General features: G+C 37.6%; 17 protein-coding genes and 1 other RNA gene. 5 read left to right on the top strand and 13 right to left on the bottom strand.

The annotated features are described in order from the left end of the window. Window positions 1–135: 135 nt before the first annotated feature. A complete protein-coding gene (locus tag FLEMA_RS0102305; protein WP_026994059.1) occupies window positions 136–360 on the top strand; it encodes a hypothetical protein in 225 nt (74 codons plus the stop codon). Window positions 361–364: 4 nt separating this feature from the next. Further along, complete coding sequence (locus FLEMA_RS67250; RefSeq protein ID WP_044170643.1) at window positions 365–1,462, top strand: serine hydrolase domain-containing protein; 1,098 nt, start codon at window positions 365–367, stop codon at window positions 1,460–1,462. Here FLEMA_RS67250 and FLEMA_RS0102295 read toward each other — a convergent pair. Beyond that, window positions 1,459–2,307: an AraC family transcriptional regulator gene (locus tag FLEMA_RS0102295; RefSeq protein ID WP_026994058.1), complete on the bottom strand. Its 849-nt coding sequence runs from the start codon at window positions 2,305–2,307 to the stop codon at window positions 1,459–1,461. The two genes, FLEMA_RS67250 and FLEMA_RS0102295, sit on opposite strands and share 4 nt — an antisense overlap. Window positions 2,308–2,533: 226 nt before the next feature. On the opposite strand from FLEMA_RS0102295, the gene FLEMA_RS0102290 reads away from it, so the two are divergent. From FLEMA_RS0102290 to FLEMA_RS0102280, 3 genes are all read left to right on the top strand, one after another. Continuing rightward, complete coding sequence (locus FLEMA_RS0102290; RefSeq protein WP_026994057.1) at window positions 2,534–3,799, top strand: MFS transporter; 1,266 nt, start codon at window positions 2,534–2,536, stop codon at window positions 3,797–3,799. Window positions 3,800–3,827: 28 nt separating this feature from the next. Continuing rightward, a complete protein-coding gene (gene treF, locus FLEMA_RS0102285) occupies window positions 3,828–5,330 on the top strand; it encodes an alpha,alpha-trehalase TreF (protein ID WP_044174207.1) in 1,503 nt (500 codons plus the stop codon). 197 nt (window positions 5,331–5,527) lie between these two features. Then, window positions 5,528–6,481, top strand: a complete 954-nt coding sequence (locus tag FLEMA_RS0102280; protein ID WP_026994055.1) for a hypothetical protein — start codon at window positions 5,528–5,530, stop codon at window positions 6,479–6,481. An 856-nt stretch (window positions 6,482–7,337) separates the two neighbouring features. On the opposite strand, the gene trmD is transcribed toward FLEMA_RS0102280, so the two are convergent. From trmD to FLEMA_RS0102220, 12 genes are all read right to left on the bottom strand, one after another. After that, window positions 7,338–8,024 carry a tRNA (guanosine(37)-N1)-methyltransferase TrmD gene (gene trmD / locus FLEMA_RS0102270; RefSeq protein ID WP_026994053.1) on the bottom strand — a complete coding sequence of 229 codons (687 nt, stop codon included), beginning with the start codon at window positions 8,022–8,024 and terminating at the stop codon, window positions 7,338–7,340. A gap of 85 nt (window positions 8,025–8,109) precedes the next feature. Further along, window positions 8,110–8,637: a ribosome maturation factor RimM gene (rimM, locus tag FLEMA_RS0102265; RefSeq protein WP_026994052.1), complete on the bottom strand. Its 528-nt coding sequence runs from the start codon at window positions 8,635–8,637 to the stop codon at window positions 8,110–8,112. Window positions 8,638–8,775: 138 nt separating this feature from the next. Beyond that, window positions 8,776–9,300, bottom strand: coding sequence for a 30S ribosomal protein S16 (locus FLEMA_RS0102260; RefSeq protein WP_026994051.1), 525 nt, complete (start codon window positions 9,298–9,300; stop codon window positions 8,776–8,778). 212 nt (window positions 9,301–9,512) lie between these two features. Then, window positions 9,513–9,942, bottom strand: an RNA gene (rnpB, locus tag FLEMA_RS76450) — RNase P RNA component class A. A gap of 33 nt (window positions 9,943–9,975) precedes the next feature. Further along, window positions 9,976–11,388, bottom strand: coding sequence for a DUF4403 family protein (locus tag FLEMA_RS0102255; protein ID WP_052353918.1), 1,413 nt, complete (start codon window positions 11,386–11,388; stop codon window positions 9,976–9,978). A 36-nt stretch (window positions 11,389–11,424) separates the two neighbouring features. After that, on the bottom strand, window positions 11,425–12,417 hold the full coding sequence (locus FLEMA_RS0102250; protein ID WP_026994049.1) for a Smr/MutS family protein: 993 nt from the start codon (window positions 12,415–12,417) through the stop codon (window positions 11,425–11,427). 105 nt (window positions 12,418–12,522) lie between these two features. Next, a complete protein-coding gene (locus FLEMA_RS0102245) occupies window positions 12,523–13,422 on the bottom strand; it encodes a DUF2279 domain-containing protein (RefSeq protein WP_052353917.1) in 900 nt (299 codons plus the stop codon). A gap of 124 nt (window positions 13,423–13,546) precedes the next feature. Next, entirely contained in the window at window positions 13,547–14,620 is a 1,074-nt protein-coding gene (leuB, locus tag FLEMA_RS0102240; protein ID WP_026994047.1) for a 3-isopropylmalate dehydrogenase, read from the bottom strand. A gap of 408 nt (window positions 14,621–15,028) precedes the next feature. Beyond that, window positions 15,029–16,546 (bottom strand): hydroxymethylglutaryl-CoA lyase-like TIM-barrel protein, encoded by a 1,518-nt coding sequence (locus tag FLEMA_RS0102235; protein WP_044170640.1) that lies wholly within the window; start codon window positions 16,544–16,546, stop codon window positions 15,029–15,031. Between the two features lie 85 nt (window positions 16,547–16,631). Then, entirely contained in the window at window positions 16,632–17,228 is a 597-nt protein-coding gene (gene leuD, locus FLEMA_RS0102230; RefSeq protein ID WP_026994045.1) for a 3-isopropylmalate dehydratase small subunit, read from the bottom strand. A gap of 184 nt (window positions 17,229–17,412) precedes the next feature. Continuing rightward, on the bottom strand, window positions 17,413–18,816 hold the full coding sequence (gene leuC, locus FLEMA_RS0102225; protein ID WP_026994044.1) for a 3-isopropylmalate dehydratase large subunit: 1,404 nt from the start codon (window positions 18,814–18,816) through the stop codon (window positions 17,413–17,415). A 423-nt stretch (window positions 18,817–19,239) separates the two neighbouring features. Then, window positions 19,240–21,324 carry a vWA domain-containing protein gene (locus FLEMA_RS0102220; RefSeq protein WP_026994043.1) on the bottom strand — a complete coding sequence of 695 codons (2,085 nt, stop codon included), beginning with the start codon at window positions 21,322–21,324 and terminating at the stop codon, window positions 19,240–19,242. Window positions 21,325–21,491 lie beyond the last annotated feature (167 nt).

Below are 21,491 nucleotides of genomic sequence, written 5' to 3'. Positions count from 1 at the left end.
TCACTCTCTTCTGTCAGGCTATCACAATTGTATTATTCTAATAAACTATTTTTGTAAAATACTAATTTTTAGATATTTACTTTAAATATATCAATTCTTAACCAAGATGGCTTAATTTTGCCAAAACAACATACAATGGAACATAATTTTATGCCCTTTCATATTACCAAGCTTTGGAAAAGTATTGCAGGGCAAGGCTCAAGAAGAAAAAGGAATAGATTTAGAGAAATGTATAAATTACATCTTGGGATTACATCTGATGAATATTTCTACCAAATTATGCGAGGAGAGGTTAAAATCCCTGTTCCTGATGCACAATATTGTGAAACACTATTAAAAAACCTCAAACAACAACGATAAGTTTATGCGTATAATTTTATGTTTACTGCTCCTATCTTTTGGTAGTATTGCACAAAATCTCTCAAAAGACCTAGATATTACCATCCAAAAACATTTCGTCAACAAAGAAGTTGGCGGCGTATTCATGCTTATCAACGATGGTAAAGTTGTTTATAAATATTGGCAAGGTAAGGCCAATATCCAAAACAATATTGCCATTAATCAATATACTAATTTTAGAATGGCCTCGGTATCAAAACAATTTACGGCGGCCTGTATCATGATACTAAAAAACCAAGGTAAACTTAGTTATGATGATAATTTGATGCGTTTTTTCCCTCTTTTTAATCAAGCTGTAGGGTCAAAAATCAAAATACGCCACCTCCTCACCCATACTTCAGGTATTCTGGATTATGAAGAGTTGATACCCAAAAACTTTACAGCACAGGTTCTTGACGAGGCCGTTGTAAATTTATTAGCTACCGAAAATAGGGTTTATTTTGAAACAGGTTCACAATTTAGATACAGCAATTCGGGGTTTTGTATATTAGCACAAATCGTAGAAATAGTATCGGGGCTATCATATACTGAATTTATTGAACAAAATATTTTTCAGCCACTCAAAATGAAAAATACCTATTTGTACGACCCTGTTAGTAAAATGCCTTTGCGAGCATTAGGCTACGCCCAAGATAGCACAGGAAAGGTAGTATTGGCCGACCAAAGTATTACCAGTGCTACCAAAGGCGATGGTTGTATTTATACCTCGCTCAATGATTACCAAATCTGGCTCAAGGCTATTCAACAAGGTACTTTGTTTCAGCTAAAAAAAGAACTCGAACAAATTAATTATACCATTACTGACGACTCAAAAATGCGTTATGGTATGGGCTGGTTCAATACCATTACTCCACAAAATGGACTAGAGCTATATCATTCAGGAAGTACTTCGGGTTTTAGCAATGGTGTATATTTTGTACCAGACAAGCAATTTGCCTTTGTCTATTTTACCAATCTAGCTGATAATCATGGCATAGAGGCTAAATTAATAGATATTCTCAAAACCAATAAGTTATGGACACCTTCCTTTGATTTCAAATCGGCCTTGGATTTTACCCGCTAAAGTCGGTCGAAGGTAAACTGTGATGGTTGTACTTTTTTAAGTTTTTTGAATACTCGACCAAAATAAGAAACATTATTAAACCCACTTTCAAAACACGTATCGGCAACACTTTTCCCTTCTATCAGTAATTTACAGGCATAATTTATCCGATATTCATTCACAAAATCGGTAAACGTTTGGTTGATATTTTTTTTGAAATAATTACTAAAAGCAGGAACAGTCAAATTAGATAGCTCGGCTACTTCTTCTATGTCTATTTTTTTGGTAAAATTTTGTTCGACATACTGATACACTTTCCGTAACCTTATTTGGTCTCGCATACTAAAATCATAGCGTGTATTTACTTTATTGAGTAGCTCGTATTCGGTAGAATTGGCCAAATACTGAAACATTTGAAGCAACGCTAGCATCCTTTCAAAATGTGGCATCTCTTTGATTTGTTTGAGCCGCTGTGCTACTATTATTTGCGTTTGTCCATAAAACCGAATTCCCTGCTGAGCACTCTCAAAAAGTTTTTTAATACGACTCATTTCGGGTTTTGAAAAAAAAGAATCACCCAAAAAATTATACATAAACTGCAGCACTATTTCTTCGTGGTCGCCCAAAGCTCCAAAGCCAAAGCCCCCATGTGGTATATTTGAGCCAATCAATACCAAATCGCCATCTTCATAATAACTCAAATGATTACCAACATGCCTACGTCCAATACCGTTGTATACACAAACAATTTCTAACTCGGGATGATAATGGTAATCCCAAGCAAAGTCTTCTGCTTTTACCTTTTGGTACAATAGCCTGAAAGAACTTCCCTCGTCGGCTTGTATACGTTCAAATTCTGTTTTCATATCTTTCAGTCTAGCATTACTTTTCTAAAATAGCACATAATTACTTTAAAATAGAGGTTTTTTTTTGTAAAAATATTAATACAGTACTAATATACAATAATAAAAGAGTAGTCAAATGCCTAATTATTCGTGTAAATTTGTACTTCATTAACCATTTATATAATAATTCAAAGAAAAGCGGACTTAGTTCCGCTTTTTATCTCTCACGCTATGATTATCTTGTAATATGAATTTTTGGCGAATAAAACTCTCTCTATTTATCAATTATTTCCTGTTTGCGATGCTTCTTAATAGCGTCGGCACAGTGATATTACAAGTTCAATCTACCTACCATATTTCAGAATCCTCGGCAGGTGTTTTAGAAGCCTTCAAAGACCTCAGTATTGCAGCTATGTCCTTTATTATGGCTTCTTATATTACCAAAATTGGCTATAAAAATGCCATGCTTATAGCATTGGGGCTAGTAACCATTGCCTGCTTGGGTATGCCTATTATGAATGCCTTTTGGATGACCAAAGTTTTGTTTGCTACCGTAGGTATTTCTTTTGCCCTTATCAAAGTATCGGTATATGCTACTATTGGCTTAGTTACCAAAAGCGAGGGCGAACATATCAGTTTGATGAATTTCATAGAGTCCTTTTTTATGGTTGGGATTCTTACAGGCTATTTTATTTTTAGTGCCTTTATTGACGATAGCAATCTCAGTTCAAACAATTGGACTAAAGTATATTATTTGTTGGCGGGTATGGCTTTTACAGCTTTCGTTTTGTTATACAGCACACCAATTGCCGAACCACAAACAGCTATTAGTACTGAGCCAGAAACGGGGTCTTTTGCCGAGATGTTGAGGCTAGCAATAGTACCTATTGTACTTGTGTTTGTAGCTAGTGCGTTCATTTATGTATTGATTGAGCAGAGTATTATGAGTTGGCTACCAACTTTCAACAGCAAGGTATTACATCTGCCAGCCACCCTCAGCGTACAAATGGCCAGTATTCTGGCAGCATCAACAGCTTTAGGAAGGTTTATTGCGGGTTTATTATTACGTAAACTACCATGGTTGTTGGTATTATCGGCTTGTATTATTACAGCGGGGGTATTAGTGATTTTAGCACTTCCACTTGCTCAAAATCTAGGTACAGGCCCAATCAAAGGGTGGGTTGATGCTCCTATTGTAGCGTTTATGTTCCCTCTCATTGGTTTTTTGATTGCTCCTATTTACCCAGCCATCAACTCTATCATTTTGAGTGCTTTGCCCCAAAAACAACACGGTATGATGTCGGGTTTAATTGTTATTTTTTCAGCTTTGGGAGGTACTACTGGCTCAATTATTACAGGACATATATTTGAAGCGTATGGAGGCCAAACGGCATTTTATTTCTCGCTTCTACCAATGACACTGCTCGTTGGGCTACTATTCTACTTCCGGCAGTTACAGAAAAAGTACACTAATGATTCTGTGACTTTTCAAACTGGAGGTGGTGGTCATTAACCATTTTTTGAAAACAGCCCTTATTAAAATGAATCTACATGAAAACAATTTTGAACTCACTGAATTTGGAGAATTATTTGAGGCAATCCAATTAAGCAATATTTTTCCCGATTCTAAAACTTTCAATGACTGTATTCCCAAATTTGAAAAAGAGGTTATTATAGATGCTTATCTTCAACAAAAAAATCTTGAAGATTTTAAGCTAGAATCTTTTGTCGATGACTTTTTTCACCTAACTACGATAGATTTACCTGAGTACACCAGTGATGCGTCTAAGCCCATCGACGAGCATATTGATGGGCTTTGGAATGTACTCACACGCCAGCCAGACCAGTCGAGGGGTTCGTTGATTCCATTGCCTTATCCTTACATTGTACCTGGTGGTCGTTTTCAGGAAATATATTATTGGGATTCGTATTTTACGATGCTAGGGCTACAGGTTAGTCGTAGGTATGATTTGATTGAATCAATGGTCGAAAACTTCGCCTATTTGATTAAAACCATAGGGCATATCCCTAATGGCAATCGTACTTATTATAAAAGCCGTTCGCAGCCGCCCTTTTTCACCCTGATGGTACAGCTCCTTCAAGAGGGAATAGGCGGCCATAAAGCCATAGAAAAGTACTTGCCATATATCGAAAAAGAATATCATTTCTGGATGGATGGTGCTGAGCAACTTTCTGAAGAAACCCCAAGCTATAGAAGGGTAGTTCGCTTGCCCAATGGAGTGGTACTTAATCGTTATTGGGACAAACTAGATACACCCCGCCCCGAAGCCTTTAAAGAAGATTTGGAAATAGCACATCTTTCTAATAACGACGCTAAGTCTGTTTTTAGAAACCTAAGAGCCGCCGCAGAGTCGGGTTGGGATTTTAGTAGTAGATGGCTAGCCGATACTCAGAATCTTCAAAGTATTATTACCACCGATATTATTCCTGTTGATTTAAACTGCTTACTTTTTCATATTGAAAAAACATTAGCCAGTATTTATCAGCAACTAGGCGACATAGAACAGCACGAGAAGTATCTACAAAAAGCCCATATTCGACAAAAAGCTATTTTGGCTATCTGTTGGAACGACTCACAAGGATTCTTTTTTGATTACAACTTTATTCAACAAACCCCTACCTCTGTTTTTTCTTTGGCAGGTGTATTTCCGTTATTCTTTGAAATTGCTAGTCCAACACAAGCAAAATTAGTAGCTGAGCGTATTGCCACTGATTTTTTGAAAAAAGGGGGCCTTATTACAACAACCCTGCAAACAGGTCAGCAATGGGATTCACCTAATGGCTGGGCTCCTTTACACTGGATAAGTTATCAGGGGCTAAGGAAATATCAATATATTGCACTTGCTACTAATATTCAAGAACGTTGGATTGCCACCAATGAAAAAGTATACCAAAACACAGGCAAAATGACAGAAAAATACAATGTTGTTGACCCTGATTTATTAGGTGGCGGCGGCGAATACCCCAACCAAGATGGATTTGGCTGGAGCAATGGCGTACTCCTTCGATTACTAACCGAATAAGCACAAAAGCTCATTTTCAGGCTATACATTAGCCTGAAAATGCTTTTAAGACCCTGAAAATCAAAAAAATAGCTATTTACAGCAAATCTCCCCGCCATACAAACGAGTTGACCACTCACAAAATCATCTTTTATTTTGTTGTTTCTTTCTTCAGAATGTAGCTATTTGCACACTTCAAAACCATTAAAAAATATATAATGAAAAAAGTACTCTTCCTTAGTGGATTAATTTTACTATCGTTAACCACTTTTGCACAGAAAAAGAAACCAACCAAAAAAGCTGTTCCTAGCAAAACCATTAGTGCCGATTCAACAGAACTCCTCAATAAAAATCAAATAAAAAATACGATTCAACAAGTAGAGGACCACGTAGAAGCAAGCCTTAGTACAAAAGACTTATCCTCAAACCAAGATGGTCTAAAAAGGTATTATGATTCTTATAAAATAACCCTGCACGCTGGCGAGGAAATGACTATTGAACATAGCTCTGCCAACTTTAGGGTTATGCTGGGACTCAAAAGTCCCAACAAACAACAAAAAACCGAGTTTAGCTACGACTCAAACCCATTTACTGGAAATAGCTACAATAAATTTCACTTTAAAGCACCTACTACTGGTACTTATACTTTATTGGCTACTTCAATGGACGCAGGGCAACTAGGCAAATACAGCATCAAAAAAACCATCTATACGACCAGTGCCATCGAGTCGCAGGTAGACCCTGAGTTAACGCAAAATTTCAAGAATCTTTTGGCCTCCAAAAAGAATAATTTCAAAGATATTCTTGGCGAAAAACAGAAAAAGGATAAAAAAGATAAGGCTGTAGATAAAGCCGCTGGGCAAGAACGCTACAATGCTAAAGCTGAAATTATAAAAGGCAAACCTGCTATTATTATCGTAGATAATGGCGGTCAAACAGCTAATTACAAATCTGTGGTTTTTGAATCAGAAAGTGAAGATGATACCAAAGCCTATTTCTCTACGCTAAAAAAACAGCTACAGGTACTCACTCGTAGCTGGCTAGAACAACCTGCTACTGACCAATATTTCAGTGCATCTACCGACCAAGATATCCTTACGATAAATATTAGCTCGGTGGAAGATAAAAAGAAAAAGAAGAAATTATGGCAGTTGGTTTTTACACTCAACTAAAAATAATTATTAGCGAAAAACTCAAATAAAAGGGAACTACATTAAAACTGTAGTTCCCTTTTTATTTGAAAAACTAGTCTTATCACGAAAAAGTCCTGATTTACAACACTTTAAACAAGATTCATTCTATATTATCTATTTTCAAAAACAATCCTATCGGAATTATAGTTTTTTGTTAAAACATATATACCTTCTCTTTATGACTCTCAATACTGTACTCTTCTGGATTTGGATGCTCTGTGGTTTTCCCATGGGAATTTACCGTAGTAAGTTCCGCAAAATTGTTTATCAAGACGATCATTGGAGTATCAATATCAAACCTTATTTCATTAAAGAATTACATGGCCTTTTGGGTAATCTGTATCCAGAAAATCAGGTTTATCTCAAGGCTCGAAATTTTTACAGAAGCTATCTAGTGATATATATCATTTTTTCGATTTTATACTTCTGTACAAAGTAATAACTCATCTTAGGCATTTATCAACGAAAAAGCCCGACACTACTAGCATCGAGCTTTCTGAATTATAATCCTTACTTTGTTTATTTTTAATATTTTATATCTTAAAACTATGATATTTCTACACAAAACACTGATAAAAGTCAGCTTTTAAAAATTTCTTACTAACGAGTACTATTTTGATGCAATATAGTAAAATAGTATGAAATAAAAATATCTATTAATAAAAAATCTACGCCCAAACACACTGCTCTTTAATGACTATGTTTTTTTGTTATTGACAGAAAAAACAAGTTGCTTGCAGAATTGCTTACAGATATGTCATCAGCAAAACAATTTTAAGTACAAATACTTAAAAAGTAAATATAACTAAAAAATCACAAATCTATAGGTTTTTCTTTAAAAACCTGAGTTTTTTAACAAATCGGGTCTGCGTTCTTTGGTACGAGCAATTGACTGCTCAAAACGCCAATCATTTATTTTTGCTTCATGCCCAGAGAGTAAAATCTCAGGGACTTTTACGTTCTCAAACTCGGCAGGACGAGTATACACAGGTGGAGCAAGCAGGTTGTCCTGAAAAGAGTCGGTCAAGGCCGAAGTCTCATCGTTTAGTACCCCTGGTACCAACCTTATAATGGCATCGGCACATACAGCCGCAGCCAGCTCACCTCCAGAAAGTACATAATCACCAATAGAAATTTCTTTGGTAATAAAGAGGTCTCTTACTCGCTGATCTACTCCTTTATAATGTCCACACAAAAATATCAAATTACCCTTGAGAGAAAGCGTATTTGCTATTTTTTGGTTAAAGGTTTCGCCATCGGGAGTCATATAAATAACTTCGTCGTAAGTTCTTTCACTTTGCAAATGGCGGATACATCTTGCAATTGGCTCGATACTCATAACCATACCAGCCCCCCCCCCAAAAGCATAATCATCAACCTGACGTTGTTTACTCAATGAATAATCTCGTAAATCATGCAAAACTACCTCAACATGCCCAGCCTCAGCACCTCTTTTGATAATAGAATGAGCAAAGAAGCTTTCCATTAATTTAGGAACAACCGAAATAATATCTATTCGCATTATCGTATATTCTTTAGTAAAATAGTAAAATAATAGCCCATTTCATCTACCTTTTCTGCTACCTCGTATTGATAATATGGTAAAATTATTCACTTAGGTACACATCTAATAATCCTTCAGGAAGGTCGACATTGAGTATTTTTGCTTCTTTGTCGGCATCTAGCACAATTTCGGGATTAATTGGAATCAGCACTTCTTTACCCTGATACTCCATTACCAGCAAATCTTGTGCCTGCATTGAATAGACAGTACGAACTAGCCCTAAAATACCTAATTTTTTGTCAATTATCTGAAAATCAATGATTTCATGGTAATAAAACTGGTCATCCTCCAATTCAGGGAGTACCTCTAATGGCAAAAATGCTTGTAAATTCACCATTGTTTCGGCTTGTTCGAAGGTATCACAATCTTCAAACTTAACGATTGCTCTATTACCCCTAAGCTGGTATGATTCCATAAAATATGGCACTAATTCGCCACGAACTTCTAAGAAAAGGCTATCCATATCTTCGTAATCCTCGGGAAAGTCAACGTCAAGCCACAAAATCACCTCACCCTTTACGCCATGTGTTTTGGTGATTTTACCTAATTCAAAACAATCTTCTTTAGTCATAATGATAAAGAGAACCACAGCAAGTTCTCGGGTTGAATTCTATAAATAAAAGATGGGGGTGGCATAAACAAAAAAATGATACAAATCTATAAAATATAACAGATTTGTACCATTTAATATGATAATGCCTTGTCAGAATTACTCTGCAGATTCAGCAGGAGCTTCAGTTGCTTCGTCAGCTACAGGAGCTTCTTCTTCAGTAGGAACTACATTTTTCTTTGCAATTGCTTCAGCACGAGCAGCACTGATTCTAGTTTCTTCAGCTAAACGAGCAGCTTTATCAGCTTCTTTTTTAGACAATAAAGAGTCAGCTTTACCAGAAATTTTAGAATCTTTAACGCTCTTCCACTCTTCGAACTTGCTATCAGCTACTTCTTGAGAGATTGCACCTTTATTAACACCTACTTGCAAGTGTTTTTTCAACAATACTCCTTTGTATGACAAAATCGCACGAGTAGTGTCAGTTGGCTGAGCACCATTCATTACCCATTGCAACGCTTTGTCATCATTCAAGTTGATTGTTGCAGGGTTTGTGTTTGGATTGTAAGTTCCGATTTTCTCGATGAAACGACCATCGCGAGGAGCTCTAGCATCTGCTACTACGATATCAAAAATCGCTAATTTTTTACGTCCACGACGTGCTAATCTAATTTTAACAGCCATTTTTCACTTACGTTTTAGTGAAGGAACCCGTCCTTCGGTTATGGTATTTGTAAATTGGAGTGCAAAGATAATCAATTTTACGCAGTTAACAATGCTAGTTTAATAAAAATATCAAAAAAGAATATTATCTCATCAAAAAAAGATTTTTCCTTTACTCTTTGTATATTCTACTCAGCAAAAAAGGCTATTTAGCATATACTAAATAGCCTTTTTTTATAAATAAGTCTATAAGCCGGATTCTGTCAGCTCATTAATTTGGGTAATTTTGTTCCGAAAAACGCCAAAACTTCCATCAATTTGCTGTCTTATCATTTATCTCGACGTACCGTCACCGATACGCTCTATCAACCTACCCGCTGACATCGGACGAGCAACCCTTTTTCAAAAACATTGCTGTTTTCTCTCGCCAGCCTATTTGGTCTTTCAACTCATGAGGTTTACCTCTGCCCCGTTTGTCACCAAACGAGCGGTAGGCTCTTACTCTACCTTTTCACCCTTACCCTTACAGGCGGTAATTTTCTGTGGTACTAGCTGTCACGGATTCGTCGCCAAATACGTGCCTTCCCGTTAGGAAGCATGATGCTCTAAGTTGTCCAGACTTTCCTCCCTTGTCAAAACAAAGGCGATAAGACGACCTATTTATGTCACAAAGATAGGCACATTTGTTGTGCCAAACTATAATCCGTCTACTTTTAAATTCAACTTCCCTTTGGCCATAATTACAGCAATAATAGAATTGGGAGTTAAATAAACCTTATCTGGATTGAGCTCGGTGATATTTCCGTTTAGGCTAATACCTTTCGAAACAGGCTTGTTGAGGTTGGCTTGAATTTGTTTTTTCATCTCGTCTACCTGTCCGCCAATCTGAAATGTAAGAGCCTCTTTCATACTTTTATTGAATTTTCCCTGAAAAATCCAATTGGCCGTTTTGAGCAACAAGCTTTTGGTTTCGAGGTCATAATCAAAGTTTTCAAGGTAAATTGACTTAGTAGCAGGGTCGTAAGTAGGAACACCCTTATAATAAATATTGCCATTGACACTTCCTTGTAGGCCTGCTTTGATCACCATTTTGTCCTGACTGCCATAAATATCAACACCCGTTACCGACACATTGTATTTGCCTTCTTTAAACGAAAACTTTTGACCAACCAAAGTATCGGCAGTTAACTTGGCAGCCTCACTGTGTGGAATTTCGGCAATAATACCTACCTGAAAATCGTCGGGTACTTGCTGAACTACCTTGAGGTCGGGTACTGTACTGACTGGCTGTATCGAAGGCTTATTGCCTGTAATTGTTTCGGTATAAGCTTTTATGGCAATCGTAGCCTTAACTTTGTTGTTGATGGTTGTCAATGGTGTCATTTGCAACTCGACAGGAGTTACTTTTAGCCAAGTTCTATATTTTTCAGAAAGCATGTAAGGCTGCATAGAGGTATTCCATGCTTGAACTACATACTTTTTGATTTCAACATTTTTCTTGACGGCATCATCTAGGGCTTTCAATAATACGCCTTGGCGCGAATTAAGGGCTTTTTCGACCAAGGTGGTTACTGGTATTTCGTAACCAGCCAAACGAACTACGGGTTTTTTTATCCAATCATAACCAATCGGAAAACTTTGGACATTAGCGTCCCAATTGGGTGAAATCGAGAACTTTGAACCAAATTTTACATTAAAATCAAATTGTAATTCTTGTGCAGGAATCTGCATTCCCAACACTTTATATCCTACTTTCACCCATACTTTGAGCGGTACAGTAAAGTTGAAAGTTTCGTTCTGAGCAGTCACAACAATATCTTCACGTTTCCATACTTTGCACATGAAATTATCGTAGTTATTATCGTCCATGCTGTTGTCTTCAAAAACCAAATCTTTGACATTGGTATTGATTTGGCGGGCCACATCAGCCATGGTTACCTCGAAAGGAATACTGATGGTTGACAAATACTTTTCCACTTGCTTGGAGTTTACGTTATATGACTCTTTGGGTGCGGTAGGATTAGTGGTAGTTCCTCCCGAGTTTTGCGAACTAGCACATCCTTGAAGAATCAAGGCCGTAGCGATAAATGCTACAAAAAACTGCTTCATGGGTTGTTTTTTCGTTAAATTGTTATTGGGGTATTGTTATTTTATTTTCACTTTGGTAGCCCCATAACCAAACTTTTCTTTCTGTGAATCTTCAAAATATTTGACATTTTTATACCCCGACAAACGTTTATGTAATTCGTTGCGGAGTACGCCATTACCTACGCCATGAATAAAAATGATTTCGTCCATTCCATTGGCAATTGCAGCTTCAAATTGACGCTCGAAGGTACTTAGTTGTAGCTCCAACATCTGGCGATTCGACATTGTAAAGTGGTCGTTGGTTAGCTCTTCTATATGCAAATCTACAACTTTGCTAGGTTTGCTTGGCAAAGGGAGTTTTTCGACGGCACTTTGCTTTTCAAACATCTTTTCTACAATTTTTTCTGGTTCAATTTTAACAGGCGTAGTTACATCTTCGCTATCCAATTGAAACAAATGTGCATCTTGATTGATTAAAGGTGCTTTTTGTTTGTTTTTAAAAAATGTATTAATTCTAAACTTCATAGCTTTTAGCAATGGCTGCTTGAGTTGCATAAATGCCAAACGAAAAAAGAATGCCTGAAATGTGAATGTTCCCCAATTTTCAAAATCTTGTACAAATACTTGTTGTACCTTGATATGTGTTTTAGCTTTCAACATGCCAGAGGCCAATCCTTTGTGATGTGGGTCTGTTCCTACTGATAGCATAAACGGCAAATCCCAATCAGTATTGTTGATAAGATACTGAGAAAGTTCTCGGTCGTTGACAGGCACAAAGGCCATATAAATACCCTTGTTGGCCAAAACATCGGCTGTGGGCGTTTGAAACCTATCGTACGAGGTTCGCTGAGGCTCAAAGGTTGTTGCTACAATAGGCTGCGGCTTAAAAACCTTTGATTCCAACTCATTGATTACTACTGCTTCCGAACGTTTAATGGGTATTCTAAAACCGTCTTCTATTTCTACTTCAACAATATTATTAGGTAATACTTTGGTAATAATCCCTTCTTCACGACCGTGAACAAGGCGTACTCTGTCGCCAATATTCATATTTAAAAATGTTTTGCTGTTGCTATTAAGCCTAAAGAAAGCTTAAAGATATGATAAATTTTCCTCAAAGTTAGAGACAATAACCACAAGGAACAATGATTTGACTTAGAAGTAAATAGGGTGAAAAATAAATCCCTGCTTGGGGTTATATTCTAAGGTTGGAGCAGGTATTTTGATTTGGTCTAATACAAAAAGTAGGGTATTCAGCACCTTAGAACGAGTTTTGATATGCGATAAATCAAGGTCTAAAGCCAAATAATATTGGCGATAAGGCACATATCCATTTTGTTTACTTTTTTCGGCATCGGCATTAATCATGTTGTCGATACCATACCCAACGGCAACATTGAGCCATTTAGGAAACTTGGGGTGTAACTGAATAAACTTTGCCAGATTGGCCGAAAACCAATAGGTTTGTCCATTATAATCTTTGACCCATTGCTGAGAAGCATCTTTGCCTAATAATTGAGGATTGAGGCGAGCCAATTTGGTAGGATGAAACGACCATTTGGGCTGAATACGGGTTTCGTGCCACAAATATTGCTGGCCTACAAATAAACTAGGCCCCAAGATATTGGCGGTCATATCGCCCCACGAAAACCCATATTCTGGTTGTGTGCCATCGAGTAGCTCAATAGTGGTCATAAATGCCAAACCTGATACACCTGCCCAAAGTGAGGCTTTTTCTTGTGATAAACCAGCCCAACGGAAAGCTTGGGTATTGGCTCGACAAAGGTGATAATTGGTATAAAAATGCCCGAATTTATCTAGTTGAAACCATTCGTTATTATCGTTAAAAAAACGAAATCCATCAGCTTTTTCGCTATACCAAGCACTGCTCAAGCCTGCAATCGTAACTCCATAAATCAGCGATTCGCCTATTATGAGTTTTTTTAATCTATTGGTATTAATCGTATCAGTTATGGTATTGCTAGACTGGGCATGTACCCCTCCACTACAACCATATAGGATCAGGAATAGGACTTTAACACAAAACTTTCTCATCGCATCACAAAGGTATTTGGATACAAAGTTGCAGGATGTTTTTGGAAAAAAAACCAGAGACATAAAAAAAGGGCGGAATACCGCCCTTTCTATCATAAATATATGCACAAGTGTTTGATTATGCTTAAATTCTACTCAAGATTTCGGCTCCGATAGCATCAGTACCTAAAATCTTATCTTTTGGAGTGTCTTTGGTAGCAATATCACCTGTACGGAAACCAGCTTTCAACACTTGGTCTACAGCACTGATAATGGCTTCAGATTCAGCTTTTAAGCCAAAAGAAATATCTAACAACAATGCTGCCGATAGTACAGAAGCCATAGGGTTGGCAATACCTTTGCCAGTAATGTCATGTGCCGAACCGTGAATTGGCTCATATACGCCTGTGCTATCTCCTACCGAGGCAGAAGCCAACATTCCCATTGAACCTGCAATTTGCGAAGCTTCGTCTGTTAAGATATCACCAAACAAGTTGGCTGTTACTACTACATCAAACTGTTTTGGGTCTTTAATCAACATCATAGCAGCAGAGTCTACAAACTGATGTGTAACTTCTACTTCTGGATATTCTAGGGCTACTTGCTGAACCACTTCACGCCACAAACGGCTTGTTTCCAAAACATTAGCTTTGTCTACTGACATAAGTTTTTTGCCACGTGTCATAGCTGCATCAAATGCTTTACGAGCAATTCTTTCTACTTCATAGCGGCTATATTCTGCAATATCATAAGCAGTAGCACCATCATTTTTACGGCCTTTTTCTCCAAAGTAGATATCGCCTGTTAATTCACGGAAGAAAAGAATATCAGCTCCTTTCAATATTTCGGGCTTGATACTTGACGCTTCTAACAACTCATCAAATAATTTGATGGGACGAAGGTTGGCATACAATCCTAATTCTTTACGCATTTTCAACAAACCTTGCTCTGGACGCACTTTAGCGTGAGGGTCGTTGTCGTACTTGGCGTGGCCTACTGCACCAAATAGTACAGCATCTGAAGCACGCATTTTTTCTAATGTCTCAGCAGGAAGTGGGTCGCCAGTAGCTTCGATGGCTACGTGTCCAATAAGAGCTTCGTCATAAGTAAACTCATGACCAAATTTCTCAGCAATTTTTTCTAATACTTTTTTACCAATAGCGGTAACTTCTTGTCCGATGCCATCACCGGGAACGACTAAGATATGCTTTTTTGCCATTTTATAGTTGTAGAGACCAATACACAAAGCCCCTGAGGCACAAAGTGCAAAGTCCCTTATTTGGATTTAACAATATTTCTAGTTTTAGCTAACCTAGCTATAAGTTTAGCTTCAGCTTGATAAAAGGGTTTACACCTACCAATTGAAGCTATTCAACCTTTTGTAGCTAGCAAAATAAATTCACTCGCTAATAGAAAAGGATTCATTGAAGAAACTAGAAGATAACCTAAACACTCCTGAAAGCCTTTTAATATTAAAATCCTGATACCAAGTTATATAACAAAGGCCTTAACCCTATTTACCTGATATTAGTTAAAACTTAACTGGTCAGATACTACTAATAGAACACTGACACAACAAGATGAAATAACAATCAAAGACCAACAAAAGCTTTTGAGCCTATCATTTCTAGCCTATAATATTCAACGCTTTCTGAGTTGCTTTTATCGCTGCTACCGTTTGGTCAGAATCCAAGCCTCTGGTTTTGAACTCTTTGCCATTATGCTCCCAAGTAATAATGGTTTCACAAAGGGCATCGGTTTTTCCTCCAGGAGGAATCCGTACGGCATAGTCATTGAGGGTAGGCAAACACGTTTCTAGCTGGCAATAAATCTTTTTCAAGGCATTCATAAAGGCATCGTATTGACCATCGCCTTGAGCACTTTCCTCAAAAAACTTTTCACCAATTTGTACTTGAACAGTAGCCGACGGTTTTAGGTTTTTTGAATGCGTAAGTACATAATTCAATACAACCACTTTCTCCTCAATCGAATTACTATCAAGTACGTCAGAAATGATATATGGTAAATCTTCGGGCGTTACCATTTCTTTTCTATCGCCTAGCTCAATAATTCGTTGGGTTACTTTCTTGAGGTCTTCATCGGCCAACTTGATACCTAAATCTTGCAAATTTTTCTCAATATTAGCTTTTCCAGAAGTTTTCCCAAGGGCATATTTCCGTTGTCGGCCAAAACGTTCGGGCATCAAATCGTTGAAGTACAAATTTTTCTTATTGTCTCCATCGGCATGAATACCAGCCGTTTGTGTAAATACATTTTCGCCTGTAATAGGCTTATTGACAGGAATCCTAAATCCAGAGAAAGTTTCGACTAGCCTACTAATAGAATACAAAGAATGTTCATTCACCGACGTTTTTACATCGGCGTTCATGAAATCGTTGATAACCGCAATAGCACTCGAAAGCGGAGCATTTCCTGCACGCTCGCCCATACCATTAACGGTTAAGTGAAGGCCATGAGCTCCAGCACGTACAGCTTCCATTACATTGGCGATACTGAGGTCGTAGTCGTTATGTGCATGGAAGTCGAAATGAGTATTGGGATAACGTTTTGTTAGTAAACTAATATAATCGTAGGTTTCACGAGGGGTTAATACCCCAAGCGTATCGGGCAACAACACTCTTTCGATAGGTTGCAGAACCAGAAAATCAAGGTATTGAAGCACATACTCCTGCGAATTTCGCATACCATTACTCCAATCCTCCAAATAGACATTGCATTTAATTCCTTTCGAGCCAGCCAGTTCAATCACTTGAGCTATTTCGGCAAAGTGTTGTTCTGGTGTTTTTTTCAGTTGATGAGTCAAATGATTCAGTGAACCTTTGGTGAGTAAGTTCATGACTGTAGCACCGGCTTCTAACATCCAATTGACAGATGTTTGGCCATCGACAAAGGTCAAGACCTCTACTTTATCCAAAAAGCCATTTTCTTTGGCCCATTCAGTTACTTTTTTTACTGCCTGAAATTCACCTTCAGAAACCCTAGCAGAAGCAATTTCGATTCGGTCTACTTTCACTTCTTGCAACAACAATTGAGCAATTGTTAATTTTTCAGAAGCGGAAAAAGATACACCACTGGTTTGTTCTCCGTCACGGAGTGTGGTGTCCATAATTTCTATATGTCTCATATTTTGTTGCTATATGCACTAGGCAATAAGCAGTAAACACAAGCACAAGAGCTTATTATTTATTACCTATTGCCTAAAGCAACTATTAATACAAACTCTTCTCGGCAAACTCTTTGATTTCCTCTTTCATTGATTGCAAATAATCAATGTCGTCAAAACCATTAAGCATATTGTGTTTTTTATAACCATTGATAGCAAAACTTTCGCTTTCGCCTGTAGCTACAATAGTGATAGTCTGAGCAGGAAGATTTACTTCTAATTCAGCCTTGGGGTCGGCTTCGATAGCTAAGAAAATTTTATCCAAAAATTCTGGGCTTACCTGTACTGGTAAAATACCGATATTCAAAGAGTTACCCTTGAAAATATCTGCAAAAAAGCTAGATATTACACAACGGAAACCGTAATCATAAATTGCCCAAGCTGCGTGTTCACGGCTTGACCCACTACCGAAGTTTTTGCCACCAACCAAGATTTTTCCTGAATAAGTTGGGTTATTCAATACGAAATCCTGCTTTGGCGAATCATCGTTGTTGTAACGCCAGTCACGGAAAAGATTATCGCCAAAACCCTCACGCTTAGTGGCTTTCAAAAAGCGAGCAGGGATAATTTGGTCTGTATCAACGTTTTCTATTGGAAGAGGCACCGCCGATGAGCGTAATACCTCGAATTTATCGTATGCCATATTGTTGGGGCTTTGGGCTTGCGAGCTTCGGCTGTAAGCTAGGTGCAGCCTATTTTGCTCGTAATACCTGTTAGCAAAATTGATTTATCAATTAATTATTGGCTCAAAAGAAAGAGCTTTGGTTATACCGAGCAAGTGTATCAATGCAACAAAATCAAGCATCGATTTGCTCAGTTGATTACCTTTATAACAAGGTTCTTGGGTCGGTAACTACGCCTGTTACAGCCGCTGCTGCAGCAACCAATGGCGATGCCAAAAGTGTACGAGAACCTGGCCCCTGACGACCTTCAAAGTTACGGTTTGAAGTACTTACAGCATATTTACCGGCTGGGATTTTGTCGTCGTTCATTGCCAAACATGCCGAGCAACCTGGCTGACGCAACAAAAATCCTGCTTCGGTCAAAATATCTAAGATACCTTCTTCCTTGATCTGAGCTTCAACGATATGTGACCCCGGTACCAACCAAGCGGTGATGTTATCAGCTTTTTTACGGCCTTTTACAATAGAAGCAAATGCACGGAAGTCTTCGATACGGCCATTGGTACAGCTACCCAAGAATACATAATCTACTTGCTTGCCAATGATAGATTCATTCTCGGCAAATCCCATGTAAGTCAAAGATTTTTTGTACGAAGCCTCACCATCTTTTACGTCTGTAGCAGCAGGAATATTTTTGGTAATACCTGTTCCTAAGCCTGGGTTTGTACCATACGTAATTTGGGGTTCAATATCGGCAGCATCAAAGGTCAACTCGTAGTCGAAGGTAGCACCTTCGTCTGTTTTCAAAGTTTTCCAGTAAGCCAAAGCTTTTTCCCAATCGTCGCCTTTTGGTGCTTTTTCACGGCCTTGCAAATAATTGAATGTAGTTTCGTCTGGAGCAATCATACCACCACGTGCACCCATTTCGATAGAAAGGTTACAAACAGTCATACGACCTTCCATAGTCATATTTTCAAATACCTCACCAGCATATTCTACAAAATAACCAGTTGCACCACTTGCTGTAATTTGTGAGATAATATATAAAGCTACGTCTTTAGGAGTAACACCTTTGCCCAATGCACCTTTTACGGTAATACGCATTTTTTTAGGCTTTGGCTGCATGATACATTGCGAAGAAAGTACCATTTCAACTTCAGAAGTACCGATACCAAAAGCAATAGCCCCAAATGCTCCGTGAGTAGAAGTATGTGAGTCACCACAAACGATAGTCATACCTGGCAAGGTAATACCATTTTCAGGGCCAACTACGTGTACAATACCATTTTTGGGATCGCCCAACCCCCAGTGTGAAATACCATATTTGGCCGAGTTGGTTTCTAATGCTTTCAATTGGTTGGCAGAAAGAGCATCCTCAACAGGCAAATGTTGGTTGATTGTTGGTGTGTTGTGATCGGCTGTAGCAAATGTTCTTTCAGGATACAATACACCAATACCTCTTGTTTCAAGACCCAAAAAAGCCACTGGGCTAGTTACTTCGTGAATAAAGTGACGGTCTATCAAAAATACATCTGGGCCATCTTCAATTTTGCGAACAACGTGTGAATCCCACACTTTGTCGAATAAGGTACTTACTGGATTACTCATAAATTTATTGATAATAAAATTGTAATTGACAAATTTTCTATGCCTTCATGCCACTGATGCCATATAGGCTTTGGTACAATGACTGAATCACGCAACAAATTACCACAAAATAATCCAATTAAGCATAACGCCAAGAGGTCAAACAATAGCGATTTTAGACCAAGCCAATATACTAGGCTTAAAACTGTATTAACATCATTAGACTTTTTTGGATTTATTTAAGCTACAAATACCCAATATGGAAGAAATAGTATAGCAAGTGTAGACAAAAAACTATCCAAACCTTAGCATATAAGCTTGTAGGAAAGGGAGTTATTGATGAGAATAGGCCATTTATTTTTATAACTGGCGAATTGATTCGCCAGTTATAGCAAAATACTCATTGATAAAATATTACTAAATGATATATTATTTGTTATCATACTAATACCCGCCAAAGTATTTACGCATAACCCATTCGGCGGTGAATAATGCCAAAACCAAGAAGAATATCCAACGCATATTAATCATTTCTTTGAGGTCTTCGGTGGCTTCTATCTTTTCGGGAACTTTATGGTTGAGTATTGTCTGTTCTAAAGATGCTAATTGATTGGGCTGAACAAACTTCCCTCCTGTATTTTTAGACAACTGTCGTAGTATGTCAAAATCAGCAGTGGTATGAATCAACTCGATTTGTTGGTCTTTGATAATAAACTCGCCTGTGCTCAGTTCATTTTTACCCAAAATCGTAGCACTGGCTTTGTATTGATATACACCCGCAGGCAAAGCACTGATTTCAAATTTACTATTTTCGGATGAAGTTGAATACGTATAGGTACGAGTTCCCCCTTTCTCATCTTTGAGTTCAAGTTTAACAGGAATGTTATACAATTTCTCATAAATGGCATTATACATTTCTGTTTCAAATACCACTTTGTCGCCCAACAAGAACGCATTATTGATTGGATATACTCGTAGTTTGCGTTTATCATCTTTGGTAGAAAGGTATTGTATCACCTTCAAGAAAATATCATCTACGACTTCGTGTTTTTCGGTCAGGTCAAACTCTTCTAAACGCCACGACCAAATCCCTTCTCCTGCAAATATGGCCGATTTTTTTATGCCTGTATTTAATACTAACAAAGGTTTTTGTGTCAATAAATTCCCTACTTTTTGGTAAAGCAATACTTCTGAATTAGGCAATAGCTTGAATTCGCCAAAAGGTACCGAAATTTGTGGCATCTGCTTGATAAGCTCTAATTTGTCTGTTTCAAAATTCAATACTTTGAAATTACTATTGAAATAACTTGTTACCTTATCGGTTTGACCAGCCTGCGACGAAATTCGCACTGCTTGGTTTAGTTGATTCAAGTAAGATGTTCCTGATTGATTCCCTAAAACAAACAAACAAGGTATTCCTTTGTCTAACAATGGTTTATAGGCTGACGAATAGGCATTAAAGTAGTCGGGTAACTGATGTAAGATAGCTACATCATACGATTTTGAGGTTAGATCGGGGGCTGAGTTTTCGGTCAGAATTTTTACGTCTATCTCAAAGTTATCGTTATTGTCCAAAATACTCTTCAAAGCCTTGATGTCGGGGTGTGGTGCCAATGCCAAAATCAATACCTTTTCTTTTCCATCTATTACCTCTATATAAGCCTCTTGGCGGTTGTTTTTGCTGCTATATTCACCCGACAATATATCTACTTCTATGGTTAAATGTTGTACTCCTTTCTGATTAGCAACGGCATTGAACGATAAGGTTTTTAAATCATCGTTTTGCGAAAAACTAATTGTTTGTTTTTCTAGTACTTTGGCACCTTGCTTCAAATATACATTAGCCGATTTGCCATTAAATCCATACGATGCAATATCTGCCTGAATAGGAAATTTATTGCCTAAATAGGCTATTTTATTGGCATATACAGCTTTTACACTAAGGTCTTTTTTAGGAATGGTATCGCCCAAGCCAATAGTATGAACAGCAAAAGTAAATTTTTCGTTACTGGGATTGATGCCTTCATTAACAATACCATCCGACAGCAATACTACATCTACCAAATTATTGCCTTCTTGGGCATTTTTGATACCCGCTATCAACGACGAAAGATTGGTAGCTTTTTTATTGAATTGAACCGAACTTGCTGTTGTAGGGGCTTCGCTGTCGAACGAAGCAAAACTCACATCATAATCTTGTTGAGTTAGGCTTTCTTTTAGCTCATCTAATTGTTTTAGCGAAGCTTCGAGTATTTTTTTTCCTACAACACTCATCGACTGCGAGTTGTCAATGGCAATTACAACCGTTTTTTTCTGAATACTTTGCGTAACTTGACGAATCAGAAAATTCAATAGTAGAAAGCACAGAATAGTTGATGCAACAAAGCGAAATGAAGCCATAAGCCAGTTGGCTTGCTTACTCCACGAGCTTGAGGCTTGTTGGTACAAAGAAAAAGCATATAAACCGCCAACCAATATACAGAGCGGAACCAACCAAGGAGAAGATTGAAATAAAAAGTCGAATTTCATAATAAGTAGCTGTAGGCAAAAAGCTTTAAGCAATAGGCTTAAATCAACCTGTATTTACAGTATTAACAAAGTATAATACAAAATAGCAATCATTGTGCTAAAAATGACAATTATGCTGATTTTATTATATAATTAGTGTAAAAATTGGTAATTACGGGTGTAGGCTT

It is taken from the genome of Flectobacillus major DSM 103 (genome assembly GCF_000427405.1).
GTDB lineage: Bacteria > Bacteroidota > Bacteroidia > Cytophagales > Spirosomataceae > Flectobacillus > Flectobacillus major.
This window is presented reverse-complemented; position numbering and strand designations above follow the sequence as displayed.